19 protein-coding genes are annotated in these 19,987 nt (G+C 49.6%); 12 read left to right on the top strand and 7 right to left on the bottom strand.

The window, feature by feature from the left end:
- Positions 1–5: 5 nt before the first annotated feature.
- The 4 genes from yqeC to selD are packed head-to-tail and all read left to right on the top strand — an operon-like array spanning position 6 to position 4,567.
- Entirely contained in the window at positions 6–827 is an 822-nt protein-coding gene (gene yqeC, locus ACODJP_RS06235) for a selenium cofactor biosynthesis protein YqeC (RefSeq protein ID WP_422479601.1), read from the top strand.
- Positions 824–2,404: a selenium-dependent molybdenum cofactor biosynthesis protein YqeB gene (gene yqeB / locus ACODJP_RS06230; protein ID WP_422479599.1), complete on the top strand. Its 1,581-nt coding sequence runs from the start codon at positions 824–826 to the stop codon at positions 2,402–2,404. Before yqeC ends, yqeB begins: the two co-directional genes overlap by 4 nt.
- A complete protein-coding gene (locus tag ACODJP_RS06225) occupies positions 2,401–3,537 on the top strand; it encodes an aminotransferase class V-fold PLP-dependent enzyme (protein WP_422479597.1) in 1,137 nt (378 codons plus the stop codon). Before yqeB ends, ACODJP_RS06225 begins: the two co-directional genes overlap by 4 nt.
- The gene (gene selD, locus ACODJP_RS06220) at positions 3,530–4,567 is read left to right on the top strand and encodes a selenide, water dikinase SelD (protein WP_422479595.1); all 1,038 of its coding nucleotides are present in this window, start codon (positions 3,530–3,532) and stop codon (positions 4,565–4,567) included. The genes ACODJP_RS06225 and selD overlap by 8 nt, the downstream gene beginning before the upstream one ends.
- Before the next feature lie 118 nt (positions 4,568–4,685).
- On the opposite strand, the gene ACODJP_RS06215 is transcribed toward selD, so the two are convergent.
- Positions 4,686–5,573, bottom strand: a complete 888-nt coding sequence (locus ACODJP_RS06215) for a VIT1/CCC1 transporter family protein (RefSeq protein ID WP_422479593.1) — start codon at positions 5,571–5,573, stop codon at positions 4,686–4,688.
- A gap of 365 nt (positions 5,574–5,938) precedes the next feature.
- On the opposite strand from ACODJP_RS06215, the gene ACODJP_RS06210 reads away from it, so the two are divergent.
- From ACODJP_RS06210 to ACODJP_RS06180, 7 genes are all read left to right on the top strand, one after another.
- Positions 5,939–6,223, top strand: coding sequence for a Trp family transcriptional regulator (locus ACODJP_RS06210; protein ID WP_422479591.1), 285 nt, complete (start codon positions 5,939–5,941; stop codon positions 6,221–6,223).
- Positions 6,204–7,454: a tryptophan synthase subunit beta gene (gene trpB, locus ACODJP_RS06205; protein ID WP_422479589.1), complete on the top strand. Its 1,251-nt coding sequence runs from the start codon at positions 6,204–6,206 to the stop codon at positions 7,452–7,454. Before ACODJP_RS06210 ends, trpB begins: the two co-directional genes overlap by 20 nt.
- A gap of 140 nt (positions 7,455–7,594) precedes the next feature.
- Positions 7,595–8,425, top strand: coding sequence for an arginase family protein (locus ACODJP_RS06200; RefSeq protein ID WP_422479587.1), 831 nt, complete (start codon positions 7,595–7,597; stop codon positions 8,423–8,425).
- 86 nt (positions 8,426–8,511) lie between these two features.
- Positions 8,512–8,898 carry a RidA family protein gene (locus tag ACODJP_RS06195; RefSeq protein ID WP_422479585.1) on the top strand — a complete coding sequence of 129 codons (387 nt, stop codon included), beginning with the start codon at positions 8,512–8,514 and terminating at the stop codon, positions 8,896–8,898.
- Positions 8,899–8,924: 26 nt separating this feature from the next.
- Positions 8,925–10,052, top strand: a complete 1,128-nt coding sequence (gene gcvT, locus ACODJP_RS06190) for a glycine cleavage system aminomethyltransferase GcvT (protein ID WP_422479583.1) — start codon at positions 8,925–8,927, stop codon at positions 10,050–10,052.
- An 82-nt stretch (positions 10,053–10,134) separates the two neighbouring features.
- Positions 10,135–11,439 (top strand): hypothetical protein, encoded by a 1,305-nt coding sequence (locus ACODJP_RS06185; RefSeq protein WP_422479581.1) that lies wholly within the window; start codon positions 10,135–10,137, stop codon positions 11,437–11,439.
- Positions 11,440–11,457: 18 nt separating this feature from the next.
- Positions 11,458–12,336: a hypothetical protein gene (locus ACODJP_RS06180; protein WP_422479579.1), complete on the top strand. Its 879-nt coding sequence runs from the start codon at positions 11,458–11,460 to the stop codon at positions 12,334–12,336.
- Here ACODJP_RS06180 and ACODJP_RS06175 read toward each other — a convergent pair.
- The 3 genes from ACODJP_RS06175 to ybaK form a co-directional block, all read right to left on the bottom strand.
- Entirely contained in the window at positions 12,333–13,793 is a 1,461-nt protein-coding gene (locus ACODJP_RS06175; protein ID WP_422479577.1) for a TrkH family potassium uptake protein, read from the bottom strand. The genes ACODJP_RS06180 and ACODJP_RS06175 overlap by 4 nt on opposite strands.
- A gap of 9 nt (positions 13,794–13,802) precedes the next feature.
- The gene (gene trkA / locus ACODJP_RS06170; protein WP_422479575.1) at positions 13,803–15,152 is read right to left on the bottom strand and encodes a Trk system potassium transporter TrkA; all 1,350 of its coding nucleotides are present in this window, start codon (positions 15,150–15,152) and stop codon (positions 13,803–13,805) included.
- Positions 15,153–15,228: 76 nt separating this feature from the next.
- Positions 15,229–15,693 (bottom strand): Cys-tRNA(Pro) deacylase, encoded by a 465-nt coding sequence (ybaK, locus tag ACODJP_RS06165; RefSeq protein ID WP_422479573.1) that lies wholly within the window; start codon positions 15,691–15,693, stop codon positions 15,229–15,231.
- A 91-nt stretch (positions 15,694–15,784) separates the two neighbouring features.
- On the opposite strand from ybaK, the gene ACODJP_RS06160 reads away from it, so the two are divergent.
- Positions 15,785–16,324, top strand: a complete 540-nt coding sequence (locus ACODJP_RS06160) for a hypothetical protein (protein ID WP_422479571.1) — start codon at positions 15,785–15,787, stop codon at positions 16,322–16,324.
- A gap of 87 nt (positions 16,325–16,411) precedes the next feature.
- Here the strand turns inward: ACODJP_RS06160 and ACODJP_RS06155 are convergent, their stop codons facing one another.
- From ACODJP_RS06155 to ACODJP_RS06145, 3 genes are read right to left on the bottom strand one after another with little or no spacing between them, the layout of a single operon-like run.
- The gene (locus ACODJP_RS06155; RefSeq protein WP_422479569.1) at positions 16,412–17,374 is read right to left on the bottom strand and encodes an ABC transporter permease; all 963 of its coding nucleotides are present in this window, start codon (positions 17,372–17,374) and stop codon (positions 16,412–16,414) included.
- The gene (locus tag ACODJP_RS06150; protein WP_422479567.1) at positions 17,374–18,432 is read right to left on the bottom strand and encodes an ABC transporter permease; all 1,059 of its coding nucleotides are present in this window, start codon (positions 18,430–18,432) and stop codon (positions 17,374–17,376) included. Before ACODJP_RS06150 ends, ACODJP_RS06155 begins: the two co-directional genes overlap by 1 nt.
- Positions 18,429–19,970: an ABC transporter ATP-binding protein gene (locus tag ACODJP_RS06145; protein ID WP_422479565.1), complete on the bottom strand. Its 1,542-nt coding sequence runs from the start codon at positions 19,968–19,970 to the stop codon at positions 18,429–18,431. Before ACODJP_RS06145 ends, ACODJP_RS06150 begins: the two co-directional genes overlap by 4 nt.
- Positions 19,971–19,987 lie beyond the last annotated feature (17 nt).

Below are 19,987 nucleotides of genomic sequence, written 5' to 3'. Positions count from 1 at the left end.
GGCCTATGGCCATTGTAGCAGTAGAACCCAATCCTATAGCATGCATGCTCGATGCGTGCATCGCACGACATTGTCCCCAAGATGGACCTTGGATTGTCAGTGTGACCGGAAGCGGAGGAAAGACCACTACCATAGAACAACTTTCCCGCTACTGGGCAGGGCAAGGTAAGCGGGTGCTCGTGACTACCACCACAAAAATGGCCCATCCAGACAGACACCACTATCCGTTTGATCATTATCATCTGGTTAAGAAGGGAGACAACCGATCGATTACGTCCCGAAGTGGAGCAGTTACCCTGTATGGAGTGGACGAGTATCCTAAGATTACATCGGTCGAAGAGCAGTCGCTGCACCGTACTATCAGAGATTTCGACCGCATCCTCATAGAAGCCGATGGCGCAAGAGGACTTCCTTTGAAAATGCATGCTCAACGTGATCCGGTGATACTCGCAAATACTCATGTGGTCTTGGCTCTGGTGGGCCTTGGAGCTATCGATAGCAAGTTGGACGAGCAGGTGATGTATTTGTCCGACCGGTATCGGCAGCTTACCAAAGACAGTTCGGAAACGGTATCCGAGAAAACCTACCGGATCCTCGCCGATCATCCAGAAGGAATCTTGAAGGGGTGTTCGCATATACCAGTTCTGATCTGTTTTAACCAATGCGATACTATAAAAGAAGATAGAGCTAGGAATATCGTTAATACCATGAATGGAAATGGGGAAGATCACACGTTCTCAATGACTGTCTTCTCGTGGCATGAGGGTACTATCCTCTATGATGGTAGCAAGGTGGATCTTGAGGATCCAGAAAGGAGAATAGGGTGAATTTGTTCGAAAAAGCGGCAGAGTTGGAGAAGAAGAATCAGGCATTCGCTATGGTGACCATAACCAAAAGCGAGGGATCCACACCCAGAAGCCAAGCGAAGATGATCGTCCTTCCCGATGGAACCACCTACGGTACCGTGGGTGGAGGGGCTTCAGAATTTGAGGCCATAAATCGGGCACGCAGATGCATCGCAGAGCGTAGGAACGAGACCATGGATATGTCCTTGACAGTCGCAGAGGGCCATAACTGCGGAGGTGCAGTTGAGTTGTTCATTGAGACGATCCCCCCTGCTTACCGACTGGTATTGATAGGAGGAGGACATGTGAATCTCGAAATTGCCCGATTGGCAGCTGCCAGCTCATTTTACATAGAATTGGTAGAAACGAGAGCAGAATTTGCCACACAACAGCGGTTTCCCTGGGTGAGCGCCTTCCATGTAGGAGAGACAGTCGACGACGCTTTAAGTGATTTGTCCATTGATGGTGAGACTGCGATCATCATAGCAACCCACAACTTAGACAAGCAGGTCCTCGAACGGGTAATTACATCGCCAGCATGCTACATTGGTATGTTAGGAAGCAGGACCAAGGTAAATGGTTTTAGGCGATATCTGCGTGAAGAAAAAGCCATTGATGAGACCTACTTGAAACGGTTCTACAGTCCCATAGGACTCGATATCGGGTCCGAGACACCCCAGCAGATTGCTGTAGGCGTAGTGGCTGAGTTGATGATGGTGCTAAACCACACCGACGGAAAACCGCTGAGTAGGAAGGCCGAGAATCTGGTGATCATCCGAGGGGCAGGGGACTTGGCTACGGGAGTTGCCTGTCGACTGCATAGGGCAGGTTACCGGGTGCTAGCCTTGGAGACCCGACAACCAACTACAATCCGCAGGACAGTAGCCTTTAGCGAGGCAGTCTACCAAAAGCGTGTTGTTGTCGATGGTGTGGTGTGTCGATTGGCTGAAAGTGATAGACAAGCGAAATCGATCATGGATGCCAATGAAGTGGCATTGATGATAGACCCAGAGGGAAAAGCAATCGCCTCATTACGACCAGCTGTGGTAGTCGATGCCATTATAGCAAAGAAAAATCTAGGAACGACAGTCGATATGGCTCCCCTTGTGATCGCACTCGGCCCAGGATTTAGTGCTCCCACCGATTGCCATGTAGTCGTGGAGACAAAGCGAGGGCACTATTTGGGACAGCTTATTCTCGAAGGAAGTGCACAAGAGAACAGTGGTGTGCCGGGAATCATCAATGGATACGGGGTTGAACGGGTAATCCACTCCCCCGCAGAAGGCTTATTCACCAGTGACCTCGCCATCGGTAGCATCGTGAAAAAAGGCGATGTATTAGCAAAAGTAGACGAAGAGCCGGTATATGCGACACTCGATGGTGTACTCAGAGGACTGCTACATACGGGACTGGAGGTTCCCAAGGGATTCAAAATTGCCGATATTGACCCAAGGGGAAATCCTGAACACTGCAAGAGTGTAAGTGATAAAGCACTCGCCCTCGGTGGTGCCGTACTCGAGGCAATCGATAGTTTTCATGCCAATAGGTTGTTCGTATGATCTATCTCGATAATGCTGCTACCAGTTGGCCTAAAGCCCCTACAGTAGCGCATGCTATCGCAAGGAGTATAGACGAACCCGTCGGAAATGTCGGGCGATCAGCCCATGCACCCGCTATGGCCGCCGCCAATGTGTTGTACGACTGTAGGAGTCTTTTACAATCTGTCATGCCACCGACTGAGCTAGAGAAGACCATTTTCACCCGCAATGCAACAGAGGCTCTAAATGTTGCCCTCCTAGGAACTCTAATGCCTGGAAATACCGTTTTGACCACACCAGTGGAACATAATGCTGTTGCAAGACCACTGTATCGATTATCTCGGCAGGGAGTGAAGTTACAGTTTGCCGAATGCGACCGATTCGGAATGGTCAATCTTGAGGATTTTCGAACGCAGCTGAGAAAATTCTCATTCGATTTGGCAGTATTTACGGCAGCAAACAATATCACCGGAGCGATCAATCCGGTGTATGAAATGGTAGCAGCTTGTGTCGACTTTAGTGTGCCCTTCGTTATCGACGCTTCTCAGGCTATCGGAGAATTACCGTTTCCCGCCTTTCCCCATGGTGCCTCTGGAGCGCTTTGTTTCTCATTACACAAAGGATTGCTCGGTCCCTCTGGCGTAGGGGTGATGGCACTCTATGGAGACTTCTCTCCCCAACCATTATGGTTCGGGGGGACGGGTAGCCACTCCGACAGTGAGGTGCAACCCGATTTCCTTCCCGACAAATATGAGAGCGGAACACCGGCGATCCATGCGATTGCTGGAGCGAATGCTTCATTGGTATATGTGAGAAAGCATTTCGATGAAATCGCCAAAAAACGACAGCAGACCGCCCGATCCCTGTGGGAGTTTCTCATCGGTTTTGACCGACTACGGATGCTCACAAGCGATAAAGAGAGCCTTGGAGTTATTTCGGTCACCGTACGGGAGGGAACCATAGGGGAACTATCGAGAGCTCTCTATGGAAAAGATATTGCTGTCCGCTCTGGATTTCACTGTGCTCCTTGGGCACACCGGCATTTACAGACTGTAGAGCATGGTGGAGCAATCAGATTTTCGGTCGGATATGCGACTACTCAAGAAGATATTGAGAAGACCGTTGCCGTAGTGAAGGAGGAACTCTATGGTTGATGAGATCAAATTGACCCAATTTTCCCGATTTGCAGGCTGTGGTGCCAAGCTGGGTCCTGGGCTACTCGATAAAGCCCTCTGTGGTCTTACCCAACCAAAGTATCCGAACCTGATCAGCGACTTCTCCCATGCAGAGGATTGTGGTGTATATCGCCTCACCGATACAATCGCACTGGTACAGACGATCGATTTTTTTCCACCCGTGTGTGACGACCCATGGACATTCGGACGAATAGCTGCTGCCAATGCCCTCAGCGATATCTATGCGATGGGGGCGACTCCTGTGAGCGCTGTAAGTGTGGTGTGCTTTCCCGAAGAGATTTTGGATATCAGTTATCTGAGAAAGATCATGGAAGGCGCGATGGATGCGCTTGTGGAATCGGGTACCGCACTGGTCGGAGGCCATAGCGTTCGCGATAGCGAGGTGAAATTTGGTCTCTCGGTAAATGGTACGATCCACCCCGATCGTGTATTACAGAACAACACATGGCATGATGGTGATGTTCTCATACTTACCAAGCCTGTCGGGGTAGGACTGGTGAATACTGCCGCCCGTGCTGCCATTGCTTCCGATGAAGAGGAGCGTCTGGCGCTTGAGTCTATGATGCGCCTCAATAAGCATGCAGCCGAGGTCCTATCGCAATTTCCCGTCTCGGCATGTACCGATGTCACCGGCTTCGGGCTACTCGGACATGCCTGCGAAATGGCATCCGACAACCCGGTCGGTGCCGTCATAGAGGTCGACAAGGTTCCGCTTTTTCCCAAAGTAGCCGAGTACGCCGATATGGGGCTCATCCCAGCTGGAGCCTACACGAATATCGAATTCCGTTCTCGTTTCGTAGATGGGTATGCACAGTTGGAGGATGCAATGCGCTACGTACTGTTCGACCCCCAGACATCGGGAGGACTCCTTGCAGCGGTGCCGCGAGAGTCAGCCTCCGCCATCCTGGCAGCATTGTATAAAAAGGGAATCGAAGCTGCAGTGATCGGCTATACCGACAAAACACGCAAGGGGCTTTCAGTGCGATAATTGCCTGCATTGCCAAACGAAGCGAGAGGAGATGGTCCATGAAAAGGTCCCTTTCCCGAGCGAGTGCAGGCAACGAAAGCTTGCCTACATAGCTTTCATTCTCGGAGGAGTCGGATAATCATATCTCGATACCAAGGGTTGCCTTCACAATAATTCCGATAACGAATGAGAGACCTGCGACCGATAGACTGATAATTGCCATCTCAGCGAATCTCTTGAAGAATGGGACATCCTTGGCTACCGAAATGTAGTAGGTGAATGCCAAAATGATGATCACCACGGTACCGAGCATAATCGCCAATGCGACCATGAAGCTCTCATTCGGTAGCAAGAGGTATGGAAGCACAAGAAAGGCTACCGTTGCCAGGTAGACCACTCCGGTATAGAGTCCCGATTTGAGCGCATTACTCCCTCCCTCGCTTCTTGATGAGAGATATTCGCTACTGGCCATAGAGAGAGTAGCCGATATGCCGGTTATGAGTCCCGATAGGGCAATAAGACGGGTATTTTGCATGGCAAAGGTTAAACCAGCCAGTGTTCCCGATAGTTCTACCAAGGCATCGCTGAGTCCCAGTACCATGGATCCTACATACTGCAGTCGCTCTTCATCTAGGAGAGCTATTAGCTCCTGCTCATGACGGTCTTCATCAAGGGCAATCTTCTTTGCCTCCGGGATTTCTGAAGCGAGTTGTCCATAGAGTTCGCTGGCATCGGCTTCCCCACGCTCCATGAGCTTGAGTGCGAAAGTAAACCCTAGGATTCTCGCAAGTAGCGTGAAGAAGAGGATCTTCATGCGGGACGGTTTTACCACTGTATTGGTGTATTTCTTCCAGATATCAGCGTGGCGTTTTTCCTCGGCGGAAATTCTCAGCAACACATTCTTGTTATGTTCGTCCTTCACCCATCTGGCGATTTTTCTATAGATGATGGTTTCAGTCTCTTCACCAATTTGCATGGCAATGACGAGTTTTCTTGTCTTATCACTCAAACGGATCTCTTCAGCCATAAGTACCCTCCCAGCACGTTATTCCCCAACGAAACGAGGGTAGCGGAATCATTACCATGGTTCCATTACCGAGCGAGTGCAGGAAACGAAAGTTTGCTTGCATACCTTTCATTCGCGAAGCGACACAATTGTCGTATGGTTGTCAAATTTTTGCAATGGGGATATACCCCATTTTGAACGAGGCCTCCAGAATATACCTGGAATGCAGGGTAACGTGGAAGAGCGAAACACACGAAACACACAAATCGGCCTGGAAGGGGGCAGTTTCGCAACCTAACGTGGTGAAGTGGAGTTTTTCCCAGGGACATATTGACAAGTGTTTCTACTTGTAGTAACGTGCTTACCAATACCCGATGGAGGAGATAATGGACGACCTACATGAACTGATCGACATATTCACGAAGACGAACAACTACGAAGAGATGCAAAGACTCTTCGAGGAGATCTTCACCCAGAGGGAAAAATATGACTTCGCGCTCCGGTGGCGACTCATGAAGGACCTTCACGATGGAAAGACGCAGAGGGAGATCGCCAACGATTTGGGAATCAGCCTCTGTAAGATTACCCGGGGATCCAAGATCCTCAAGGACCCTGAGTCGCAGATGAATATCGTCTTAAAGGAGCGAGATTATGGCAAAGATAACAGATAAACAGGCATTGAATACACAACAACCCGATGAAAAGGGCTTTTTCGGAAAGTATGGTGGGGCTTATCTTCCTCCCAACCTCGTGGGTGTGATGCAGGAGATCACCGAAGCATACCAGAAGATAAAAGTAGACCCCACCTTTATTGAGGAACTTACCCACCTGCAGCAGACCTACACAGGAAGACCCTCACCCATCTACTATGCAAAACGGCTCTCAGAGGCAGTCGGTGGAGCCAAGATCTACCTTAAGAGAGAGGATCTCAACCACACCGGAGCCCACAAGATAAACCACTGCCTCGGTGAGGTTCTGCTTGCCAAAAAAATGGGGAAGAAGAAAGTAATCGCAGAGACCGGAGCTGGACAACACGGTGTGGCACTTGCTACGGCTGCCGCCTTGCTTGGCTTAGAGTGCGATATCTATATGGGTGAGATCGATGTTGAGAAACAGAATCCCAACGTTCGCCGCATGCAGGTATTGGGAGCTACCGTAGTTCCGGTAAGCCGGGGCACCAAGACACTCAAGGATGCAGTCGATGCCGCCTTCGAAGCCTACCTTGCCGATCCTGAGACCACGATGTATGCCATTGGTTCGGTCGTCGGGCCACATCCATTTCCTATGATGGTCCGCGATTTCCAGAGCGTAGTAGGAAGGGAAGCCAGAGAACAGTTTATCGAGATGACCGGCAACCTGCCAAACTACGTCATGGCGTGTGTAGGTGGTGGTTCCAATGCGATTGGAATCTTCAGTGGATTCCTCGATGATGCTGAAGTGAAACTCTACGGAGTCGAGCCTGGTGGACGTGGCCCAGCTCCCGGAGACAATGCAGCTACCATGACCTATGGTAAGCCAGGAACAATCCACGGCTTCAGCTGCTACCTACTGCAGGATAAAGAGGGAGAACCGTTACCAGTCTATTCCATTGCCAGCGGACTCGACTATCCCGGAGTTGGACCACAGCATTGCCACCTAAAAGATATCAAGCGGGTCGAATATGTGGTAGCCACCGATCGCGATGCCTTGGTAGCCTTCTACGATCTCAGTCGCTTGGAGGGGATCATTCCTGCTTTGGAAAGTTCCCATGCCCTCGGTTATGCGCTCAAGGTAGCCGGTTCGATGAAGAGCGATGAGACTATCTTGATCAATCTCTCCGGACGGGGTGACAAGGATATGGACTATGTCATGGAACACTATCCCCTTGAGGCTTACGAGGAGCAGAAACTTCTGGTAAAGTAAATTTCTCATATTTTGGACGGCACCTTCAGGGCTATCGGAAACCACACCGATAGTCCTCTTTTTATCGAATCATACCGCTATGACCTTTGCAGGAATAGGAAAAAAGTCTAGACTGGAATGAGCCGAATGGAGGTAGTTCGATGACACAGGTTTACACCATGGTCGTCCCCCAATGGCAGGGTGCGGCTGCAGGAACAGGACCACTTCATGGTGCACAGGCAATAGTGCGCATGATGGGAGAGAAGGCTGTAGATGCATTTGTGAAGGTGCATGAACAGTCTGTAACAAAGAAAGACGAGGGCGTCTGGTACGAGTACGAGATAGCCGACCACATAGATCAAGCTTTGGGAATGTTGGAGCAATCCAAACCCAACCGATTGTTTACGATTGGTGGCGATTGTTCGAGCGATGTCGCTGCTATTAGTTACCTTAACAAAGTCTACGATGGGGATTTAGCCGTATTGTGGCTCGATGCCCATGCCGACCTGAATACCCCTGAATCATCACCAAGTCACAAATTCCACGGTATGCCGTTGAGACTTCTCTTGGGTGAGGGTGTACCGAGCATTCTCGGCAAACTTCCGAGTACACTGGAGCCGAGTCAGGTAATCTATACCGGATTACGGGAGTTAGACCACGCCGAACGCCAATATATCGTCGACCACGCTATTCCCAATGTCCCCATGTGCCACGAGTGCTCCGATATGCTAGGCGATGTTGTCGCAAAGCGGGGACACAAGAATCTCTACATCCATCTCGATCTGGATGTAATCGATCCCATGGATTTCGATGCGGTTGCTTGTCCCTCTCCGGGTGGGTTCTGGTTTCAAGATCTTCTTGATGCCATCGATGAACTTGGCCAGCAGTACACGATCGTAGGCGCTGCCGTTACAGAGTACCAACCGAAAGGCGATGAAGATGCCAAAAAGGTTCAGCTGGTGGTGGAGAAGTTACGACAGGTGATGCGATAAATCCCTTTTCCTCTACGACAATTCTTTGCATTCGCCCCTGTTTGGGGCTATAATCGATTGGACGATGAGCATAAGGAGTTTTTGATATGGAGAAGGTACAGATTACATCACAGGCTGCTCCTGCGGCGATAGGACCCTATTCACAGGCAGTCAGGATTGGAGATTTGGTATATACATCGGGGCAGCTTCCCGTGGATGTCGCTACTGGTGAGATAGCCGAAGGTGGGATCGAAGGACAGACCCATATGGTCTTCAAGAATATCAAGGCAGTGCTCCAAGAGGCGGGTACATCTCTGGCGAAAGTGGTAAAGGCTACCGTGTTCCTTAAGGATATGAATGACTTTGCCGCAATGAACGGAATATATGCCTCCTATTTCCCCTCTGATGCGGTGTTACCGGCCAGAAGTGCCGTCCAAGTTGCCAGACTCCCCAAGGATGTGATGATCGAGATTGAAGTCATCGCAATCCTCTGAACCTATGGTAAAGGGAGGATTAGACCATGCGTCATACCGTACTGTTCGATGAATACAAGGCTTATGAAGGGATCAAGATGGTCGACTTTGGAGGCTGGGAGATGCCATTGCATTTCTCTGGCGGAATCATTGCAGAACACCATGCAGTGAGACAGCGCTCTGGCCTTTTCGATATCTCCCATATGGGCAGGTGTATGGTAAGCGGTGATGGAGCCACCGAGTTGCTCGATTACCTGGTGACGAATTCCGTTTCAAATATGGAGATCGGACAGGTAATCTATACCCTGATGTGCTATCCGAACGGAACGGTGGTAGACGATCTGATCATCTATCGTATCTCGGATGACGAGTATTGGGTGGTCATGAATGCCGCCAACACGGAAAAAGATTTGGCTTGGATGACCACTGGGAATCCCCGCTCCCAAAGCCAGGATATGACGAAGGTGCAGTTCGTCGATTTCTCGCCTCATACTGCGCAGTTAGCTTTGCAAGGCCCTCTTGCCCAAGAGGTCATGGAGAAAATCGCACCAGAAAGTACGCAGCTGCCGTTTTTTCGTTTCATGAGCGATGTCCATATAGAAGGTATCCGGTGCATGCTCTCACGCAATGGTTACACCGGTGAGGATGGTTTTGAACTCTACTGCGATAATGAACACGCCACCACGCTTTGGCGCCATATTTTGGAAGTGGGAGCTCCAGAGGGTGTTGTTCCCTGTGGTTTGGGCTCCCGCGATACGCTACGCCTTGAGGCGAAATTGCCTCTCTATGGGAATGAGATATCGGATGAGATTACCCCCTTGGAGGCCAATCTAGGAGTCTTCGTAAAATTCGATAAGGGGGATTTCTGCGGAAGAGAGGCTCTCGGGCAGCAACATCTGAAGGGCGTTCCCCGATCTCTCAGGGGCATTGAGATGGTGGACCCCGCCGTTCCCCGTACCGGATACAAAGTCTATAGAGGTGAAGATGAGCTGGGATTCGTCACTAGTGGGACAAAAAGCCCAACGCTGGGTATCTTTTGTGGCTATGTACTCATAGACCGCCATAGTGGACTATCCTTTGGCGATGAGGTTGAGATCGATATCCATGGAAAACGTAAGAGGGCACGATTGGTGAAGACCCCCTTCTATAAACGTACTCCACAGCGCGATCACTAGATTGGGAGACTTCTTGACTGGATGACATGACAAAGTGATGTCAGACATTGCCGAGACTAAAGAATTCCAATAAGATATGGGCATGAGGAATTCTGCACACAGCGAAGAGCTGATGCCTTTGGACAACTCCGCCATTATATACCCCCCGACAGTAGCTCGGTTTAATACCCATACGTTCCGTCTCTCCATGGATCTTACTGTAGAGGTCAATCCTGAACGGCTGCTTACAGCCTTGGAGCATGTGCTCGAGCGTTTTCCCTATTTTGCAGTCGAATTGCACCGGGGTTTCTATTGGTACTACTTCTTGCCCAACAAGCGACCTTTGGCGGTATATCCCGATGCCCCCTATCCGTGTGGATATATCCACCGTAAGAGAGGCGCCAATAGATACCTGTTCAAAGTGCGCTATACGAAGAGCCGGATTGCGGTAGAATTTTTCCATGCCCTCACCGATGGTACTGGGGCTCTGGTCTTCCTCAAATCACTGGTAGCCGAGTACCTGAAGCTAAGCGGCTTGAGTGTGGAAACCGATGATCAGATTCTGCTTCCCGGTACACCAGTGAAACCTGAAGAGGCCGAAGACAGTTTCGAACGCTTTTACAAACCACTGAAAGCGGTTTTCGGGTTTGAAGGATCAGCCTACCATATGCCGGTGGATGATCGGTTGACCGACGATATTCAGGTGATTTCAGCTCGCATAGCCATAGCGGATCTCAAACGGGTAAGTAGTGCAAACCAGGTAACGATTACCGAATATCTGGTTGCCCATCTGATCGATGCGATGCAGAGGATACAGGAGACTACGGTAAAGAATCCACGACGATACAAACCTATCCGAGTCTCAGTGCCAGTGAATATCAGGAAGGTGTTTGGAGCCAAGTCACTGCGGAATTTCACGCTATTTATCGTCGTTGGAATCGATGTCCGACTCGGCCATTACGAATTCGATGAGATAATGAAACAGGTCATGCATCAGATGCGTAGCGAAGTGAACGACAAGACACTGAGCAAACAGGTGGCGAGGAATGTGGCAGGTAGACGGCATCCGGTGATCCGGTATGCCCCGTTGGTATTCAAGAACCCCCTCATGAAGCTCTTCAGCGATACCTATGGAGACGATACCTACAGTACTACCATAAGCAATATCGGTAACGTTACGCTACCGGAGGGGATGAAAGAGGTGGTTGATAGGATCGACTTCCATCTCTCACCAAGCAAGACGAACAAAGTCTCTTGTGCTGCAATCGGTGCGAAGGGATTTTTGACATTGAACTTCACCAGCATCTACACCCATAAGACCATCTTTGAGATGGAGGTGTTGCGTGCTCTGGTGGAGAAGGGGATTCCCGTGGAAGTCGCCACGAATCGGAAATCCCTCGAACAGTGATACTATTGAGGTAATACCATGGCATATTGTGTGAAATGTGGAGTCAAATTGGAATTGGGGACCACCGAGTGCCCATTGTGCCATACAAAAGTGGTGGCACCACTCGAGGTAATCGGTAATCATCAGGAGCCATTGTTCCCTACAACCGAGAGTGAACTCACCAAATACGACTACCAGCGTTTGGATAAGAATAGGAAAGGGATCATAGAGCTCGTCATAGCCTTCATGGGGATAGCTGTGGTTACCCTGGTGATTACAGCATTCGCGTTGGGAACGTCATTCTCACCTTGGCTTCCGATTGCTTCGGTAATCCTTGGCGGGTCTTATATTCTCGTACTACTGTTTGTACAAGCTACCTATACCAAGATAACCACATGGTTTGTGGCCATTACCATCGTCTTGCTCACCATCATAGATCAGGATAACGGTAGGCTAGATTGGTCTCTCTACGCTAATCTATCGGTAGCCCTGTATTGGCTCATTGGTGTCATGCCATGGATGTTTGGGAAAAAGATTCGTAGTCGACTGTTTATCGTATCTGCAAGTGCAGTCGCACTGTTTCTTCTGGCTATCGATTTCTTGGATAATGGTGTATTGCAGTGGTCACTTACCATAGCATTGCCCACCTATGCCATCGTGTTGATCGCCTTCGCCTTTCTTTTTCTTCGTATACGATTCGGTAAGCCGTCGATGACCGATATCGTGCTCTCGGTGATCCTTGGAGCCTGTTGGGGTGTGGTCGCTGGGGATTTCTTTCATCTCCGTTCCATCGGAAGCCAGCGTTTACTATCTTGGTCATCGAGCGTATTCATTGTAGCTGTCTGTCTGCTCATCTTCCTTACATTGAATGTCACGGTACGTAGAGTCCGCAATTACTTCAACAACCGGGTAGTCTAGCGGCGCCAGAAGGTGCGGGTGAATATGGAGAATACTGTATAGATTTCCAATCTTCCAGCTAGCATCATCAGCGACAGGAACCACTTCACATAGGAAGGCATGGGGCCGAATCCTACACCAGCAGGTCCGACTGCCTCCAGACCGAGACCGATATTTCCTACCGAGATGAGCCCCGCTGCGAATGAACTGAGAAGATCGTATCCAGCCGATGCAACCACGATTGTCGAGGCCAAGACAAGACCCAAGTATATAGCGATGAAACCAGCTATGGCATTTACCGTTTTCCATGGAATCCGTTCCGACTCATTCTGGATGGTGAACAAGCCTCTTGGATGGAGCAGGCTCCTAATATTCTGTCGTCCCAATTTGAACATGGTGATCAATCGGGTGACTTTCATACCACCACCAGTAGAACCTGCACAGCCACCGATGAACATGAGCAGAAGGATAATCGCCTGAGGTAATACTGGCCATAGACCATAATCGGCGGTAGCAAAGCCGGTTGTAGTCATGATTGAGGCGGTGTGGAATGCTCCATAGCGTAATGCAGTTCCCACACCCTGGTAGGTACCATGGGTGACGAGGCTTATCGTTGTTACGACGGTAGCTAGGAAATAGATGGCTAAGTATACTTTCAGTTCGGTATCTCGCCACACCATCGTGAATTTCTTACGGAGAAGAGCGAAGTAGAGAGAAAAGTTAACTCCTGCCATGACCATGAAAATGGTAACTACGACATCGACATAAGCACTTGCGTAGTAACCAATGGAGGCATTCTTGGTGACAAAACCTCCTGTCGCAACCGAACCGAAGGTCACAGTCAGCGAATCATAGAGACTTAATCCACCGAACAGCAGCAGGACTGTCTCTAATACGGTAATGCCAACATAGATGAGCCAGAGGATAAGAGCTGTATTCTTAATCTTGGGAGTAAGCTTGCTTTTTGTGGGGCCGACCGCTTCCGCTCCGAAGAGTTGGAAGCCCTCTACACCTACCAGGGGTAAAAGAGCTACGAAAAGGACTACGATTCCCATCCCTCCCAGCCAGTGGGTCAACGACCGCCAGAAGAGAATTGATCTTGGTGAAGCCTCAATATTGGCAAGGGTGGTCAGACCAGTGGTGGTGAAGCCACTCATGACCTCCATATATGCACTCGTATAATTGGTCGTTGTCCCGGTGAGGTGGAGAGGAATTGCGCCAAGGGCGCTTGCAACTACCCACGTGAGGGTCACAAAGAGATAGACATCCCGTACGTTGAGGCCTCGTGATTTTCTCCAGTTCCGCCCTAGAGTTAGAATAATGGTGACATAGATGATGATTATAGCAAGGGAGACGACGAAAGCCCTGAAGGCCTCCCATTCACCATAGACAATAGCGAGGATCGTGGGAATAAGCATGAAGAGACCAATGATGCTCTGCATAGTTCCGCTAAGGCGTAGGATCTGTTTCCAGTTCATAATACTCCCCTAGGAGAAGATGTTCTGCACGAATCCGAGATTTTCTCGTCCGGCGCAGACAATGAGTGTATCGCCGATTTCTATGCGATAAGCTCCAGTGGGGATGATATTTTCCCCTTTCTCGGTCGTAATGCCAGCGATAATACCCCTGTTACGCATATTGATCTCCTTGAGCTTCTTTCCCGCTACGGCCATATCGCTGCTGATCTGGAATTCGAAGATTTCGAATTGTCCATTGAACAGCGAATGAACGCTGGAGACATGGGCTCCACGCAAATATTTCAACAAGGAGTCGACAGTTGCCTCACTTACACTGATAACTGAGTCGATATCGAGATGGCGGGCAAGACGAATATAATTGTTGTTGTTCTTGATCAGGGCAATGGCATTGTTCACACCGACCCGTTTTGCGTAACTGGCTGTTATGATATTCAATTCATCGTTGTCGGTAAGACTGATCAGCAGATCAAAATTGTAAAACCGCTCATCGTCGAATATCGTCTCATCGGTAATATCGCTCTTGACTACCAAAAGGGTGGGAAAAAGGGTAGCAAAATGGTTTGCCACCTGTTCATCCTGCTCTACCAGTACGATAGAACGCAATTGTACGGGGTCGAATGAGCGAAGGAGGAAACGTGCAATCTTACTTCCACCTACGATTACGATCTTCTTTGGTTTTACCCGATGCTGTCCAAGGAGATTAAACAATGCTTCACGATCACTCTCGAATGCCACGATAGAGAGGGTGTCTCCTGGAAATACCACTGTATTGCCTGAGGGGACAATACCTTCGTCATCACGATTGATAGCGGTTATGACGAATTCGGTACCAACGGTCGAGCGGCAATTCGCTACATTCTGGTTGGCGAAACGTGATTTTTCGGTGACATAGATATTGTAGAGGACTAGGTTCGATCTTTTAAAGGTGATTACATCGCTGAAAATTCCCCGTTCTATAATCGAGTGGATGCTCTTAGCTGTCTCAGCCTCCGGATTCACGATGTAGTTTATTCCCAAGACGGTGGCAGGAAGACCGTCTTTGCCAGTGTAGGTAAGATTCCGTATGGCAGCAATGGTCTTCACTTCACTTTTAATGTTCTCAACGATACCGCAGGCTACAAGGTTTACCTCATCGCTGTCGGTTACTGCAATGAACGTATCACAATCCAGTATTGAGGCATTTCTCAGGGTTGCGGGGTCGGTACCCGAACCCACTACGACCATGCAGTCGAGCTTTCCCTCAACTTCACTAGCCCGTTTGGGATCCGATTCGATGATCACGACATCACGCTTTTCCTGAATGAGGTGACGGGCTAAGAGTGTTCCCCTTTTGCCTGCACCGAGTATCACGACTTTCATGGCTGCTATCATAGCCGTCTATATGGGTAATGGCAAGTTGGTAAAGCACTATTACCACTAATAGCGGAATCGTCAGTCAGATCAGGTCTGCCCAAACACCGTTTGCTACCTGTATGAGATCGTTGGGATCCAAGAAAAGTTGCATTCCCCTCTTTCCTGCACTGATAGCGATCTTTGGCAGAAGTTGTACGGTCTCCTCGATATACAGTGGGTAGGTGTGGATCATTCCCAAAGGAGAAACTCCTCCACGAATATAACCGGTAAGGGATCTCAATTTGTTGACATCGACTAATTCCAAGGATTTAGCTTGTACCACAGATCGTGCCTTTTTAAGGGAAATTTCGTAGGGGGCAGGAACACAGAAGACAAAAATTGCATTGCTTTCTGTAGATGTGACTAGTGTCTTGCATACCTGCAGAGGATCGAGACCGACCTGGTGTGCCACGCTCATGGCATCGATATGCTGTCCATCCGCGTCATAGGTGATTACTTCAAAGGGGATATCGGCATCTGAAAGAATTCTCATGGCATTAGTTTTCACACAGGTAGTATAGCCATCCTCGCCTATGAAAGAATAGTGGAAATCCCCCAAGAAATAGCGTAGGATTGTCGTTATGAAACAGGAGGATGAGATGAAACGCTATACCGTACCGTTTATAATACTTTTGGTTGTATTGGTTTTCCTAGCTGGGGGATGTGCAACGACGAATCCTGACGGTTCTCCTACATGGACGACCAATCCCCCATCGAACTGGAGGACCTTTTATGCCGTTGGGTACGGCAAATTATCCAATCCCCAGAATTCACGGATGCGCGCAGAGGCTTTGGCGATGGATTCTGTAGCTCGTTGGGCCAGTACGACAGTGCAAGGTGCCCTTACTAACTATTTTCAGGATTCTGGAACCAGCGGTAATCAGAGCTTAGAGATGATGGAGAATATCTCCAGACAAATAGTTGATATTTCTCTTCGCGGTGCTGTTATCGAAGAGATCTATACAGATGCCGAGGGTGGGGTATGGGCTCTTGTCTCATTCCCAGTCAAGAATCTTAAGGATGCCTATAAGCAGCAGAGTCTTGCTTTGGAGCGGAAAGCCGAAATCCAGAAAGCCGAGTTGCTCATTGAATATCTCGAAAAGGAACTGGAGAAAGAGGGAATGGGGGAGTCCGAATAGGATTCAGCCAAGTACCCCGCACGAACGACTCAGGCAAAAAAGAACCGGGTAGCAGTCTCCTGCTCCCGGTTCGTTGTAATCGAATACCTATTTGTCATCGATGGCAAATGGCGTCGCAAGTGCAGCCGGTGCTGCATATGCTCCCTTGCGGTTCTGATTCAGTATCGTCATCACCGAAAGGGTGATGAAGGTAATCAGATACGGCGCGAATGCCAAGAATTGGGTTGGAATGATCATCTTTATGCCAGCTGCCTGAAGGCTGAACTGCAGTGAGGTGATTCCACCGAATACCAAAGTCCCAATGACAGCCTTCCCTGGATTCCATGTCGCGAAGATAACCAGAGCAATTACGATCCAGCCCTTACCTCCGGTCATGCCGTCATTCCAGCTTGGGGTGAACGATAGCGAGAGGCAAGCTCCTCCCAGTCCTGCGAACATTCCCCCTATTACCGTATAGATATAGCGGAGTCTGGTGACCGAGAGGCCCATGGCTGTTGCTGTACGGGGAGCCTCTCCTACAGCTCTGATCGCCAATCCATGCTTTGTCTTATACATATAGTACCAGCTGAATGGAATTAGGAGATAGAGGAAGTAGGTGAGTATGCTGACATCGAAGAAGGCTCCGAGTACCGGAATATCCTTTAGGAATGGTATAGCGATATTCTCAAAGCGCTCGGGCAAGTTCATGCCGATAAGGTTGTGGTTGTTCGATGCCGGTCCGAGCCTCTGTCCGAGGAAGTTGGCTAAACCGGTTCCAAACATGGTTATCGCCAGTCCACTTACTACCTGGTTTGCACGCATCGTCACACAAAGGAATGCGTGGATGAGAGACATGATTCCACCAATGAGCATAGAGACCACCAGTGCGAAATAGAGACTTCCGGTTGCAAGTGCGGTGGCGAATCCGGCAAGCGCCCCCATGAGCATCGTACCCTCCATACCCAGATTCAATACACCGGTCTTTTCCGTATAGATTTCACCAAGGGTCGCGTAGGTGAGGCTTGTTCCCATGGCAATGGTCGCGGCAAGCAGTTTGGTAATGAATTCCATTAGACAGCCTCCTTCTTTTTGACTACCAGTCTATGCTCTACGAATATGCTTCCAGCCAGTAGTGGGATCAAGACGAGTCCTTGAAGGACCTCTCCCATCGATTCTGGTAGCTTCATGGCTATCTGTAAGGCATCGGCCCCGGTAGTGAGAGAGGCCATTACGATCGCAACCAGTATGGATGCGAATGGGTTGAGCCCTGCCATCCAAGCTATGATGATTCCAGTGAAACCATACCCTCCATCGACACCCTTGGTAAGGCGATGGGCTATGGCTGCGGTGTTGACCGAACCGGCAAGACCACAGATTGCACCCGAGAGAAGCATGGCTAACACGATATTCTTCTTGATTGAGACGCCCTGATAGCGCGCTGCGCGGGGGTTCTTTCCGATCATATTGAGTTCGAATCCCCAGCGGGTCTTATAGAGGAGGAACCAGAGGATGACCACCAATGCGAGAGCGATATATATACCGCTATGGATTTTGCCCCAGACTTGGGGAAGCCAAGCCTCACGGGGGAACTCAGGGGTACCCATATTTCCCAATGGTGCTTTCCAAGCATTGATATAGAGATATTCGGCCAGTCCGATGGCAACATAGTTGAGCATCAAGGTGGTGAGTGTCTCATCCACAGACCACTGTGCTTTCAAGAATCCGGGAATCCCTGCCCAAAGGGCGCCCAATATCATACCGACAAGTAAGCCGATAGGAAGGAGCATGGGAATAGGAAGGAATTTCCAGAACTGCATCACCCATGTGATTCCGATAGCACCCCACACATACTGTCCTTCTGCTCCAATGTTCCAGAATTTCAGTCTGAATGCGATTCCAACTCCCAAGCCACACATCAATAGTGGTAATGATTCCACGATTGTATATTGAAAGCGTCTTGCATTACCGAATGCTCCATCGATCATGGCTGAGTAGGCTTGTATGGGGTTTGACCGCGATGCGGCGAGCACAATAGCCCCTAGCAACAATGAGATGAGGAACGAGGCCAAAGGTATCAGGATGGCCATCTTATTTGATCTGCCGTCTCGTTTTTCAACTAGTAGTCTCATGCATCCCTCCTGGTATCAGACGCTCCGGCCATCATCATGCCCAACTCTTCTGTATTGGTCTCTTTGACATTCTTGATTCCCATGATCCGGCCTTCGAACATGACAGCAATCTTGTCTGCTACCATCTGTAGTTCATCCAGCTCTTCGGAGACCAATAGAACGGCATTTCCTTTGTCTCTTTGGAGGATGAGGTTCTGCCTAACCGCTTCTGTTGCTCCGACATCGAGTCCACGAGAGGGGTATACAGCTATGAGGACGCCTCCACAGGAGTCTATCTCCCGTGCTAGGATAGTCTTTTGGATATTTCCACCAGAGAGGAATTTTACACAGGTATCCTGGGTAGGAGTCTTTATAACGAATGCTTCGATAAGCTTATCGGCAAATGCCCTAAGGAAGGATCGTTTTATGACCACACCCTTGGAGATTTCATTCGTACGGTATTTCTTCATGGCGAGGTTGTCACCCACACTCATGTCTCCTACAACACCGTTTGCTCCACGGTCGGCGGGAATATGGCTCACTCCAGCACGGATTACCTGTAATGGTGTAGCGTTGGTCATTTCTTTGCCATCAATAAAGATCTTTCCCTCTGTTACGGGTAGCAAACCGGTGATCACTTCTGTTAGTTGGGTCTGGCCGTTACCGGCGACACCAGCGATTCCGACGATCTCCCCACGATGGATCTCGAGTGAGACATCGTCCAAAAACGGCCTCGATCCCAAAGGATTCTTAACCGTTACTCTCTCTACCTTCAGCTTGACCCCACCGGGATTGAAGGGGCAGCGGTCCAAGCTAAACAGGACATCTCTGCCGACCATCATGTTAGCAAGGTCTTTCGGAGTGACGGTGCTCGTATCACAGGTATTGACGGTCTTCCCACGGCGAAGAACCTGAACCTTATGGCTGAATTCGATGACCTCATCCATCTTATGGGTAATAAAGATCGCCGATTTTCCCTCTCCAAGCATCTTCATGAGAATCTTGTTCAAATCCCGCGACTCACCGGGGGTAAGGACGGCAGTTGGTTCGTCGAGTATCAGTATATCGGCTCCTCGGTAGACGAGTTTGAGGATTTCGACACGCTGTTGCTCTCCAACGCTGAGGTCATGGATGACCGCATCGGGGTCCACTTGCAATCCATACCGTTGGGAAAGTTCGGTTATCCGAGATCGTATTTCATCAATATTGGGTACGAACGGAAGCTCTCTCAATCCTAGAACGATATTCTCCGCAACGGTCATATTTCCCACAAGCATGAATTCCTGATGGATCATGCCTATGCCGAGGGCCATGGAATCTTGGGGACTGTGGATCTCTGCGAGTTCTCCACGGATATAGATGGAGCCGCTGTCGGGACGATATAATCCGACCAGCATATTCATCAATGTGCTCTTGCCCGCTCCATTTTCACCGAGAAGCGCGAGCACCTGTCCGGGGTAGAGCTCCAGCGAGACATCGTCATTCGCAAGCACTCCAGGGAAATGCTTGGTAATATGCTCCATACGTACGACAGGAGTCTGTTGTGTCTGTTGGTTCATTGTTTGCCCATCCAGGT

Origin of the sequence: Pleomorphochaeta sp. DL1XJH-081 (assembly GCF_049310885.1) — a bacterium.
Classification (GTDB): domain Bacteria; phylum Spirochaetota; class Spirochaetia; order Sphaerochaetales; family Sphaerochaetaceae; genus CAYZJV01.
Note: the sequence above shows the minus strand (reverse complement) of the source record. Positions and strands in the feature narration are given on the sequence as shown.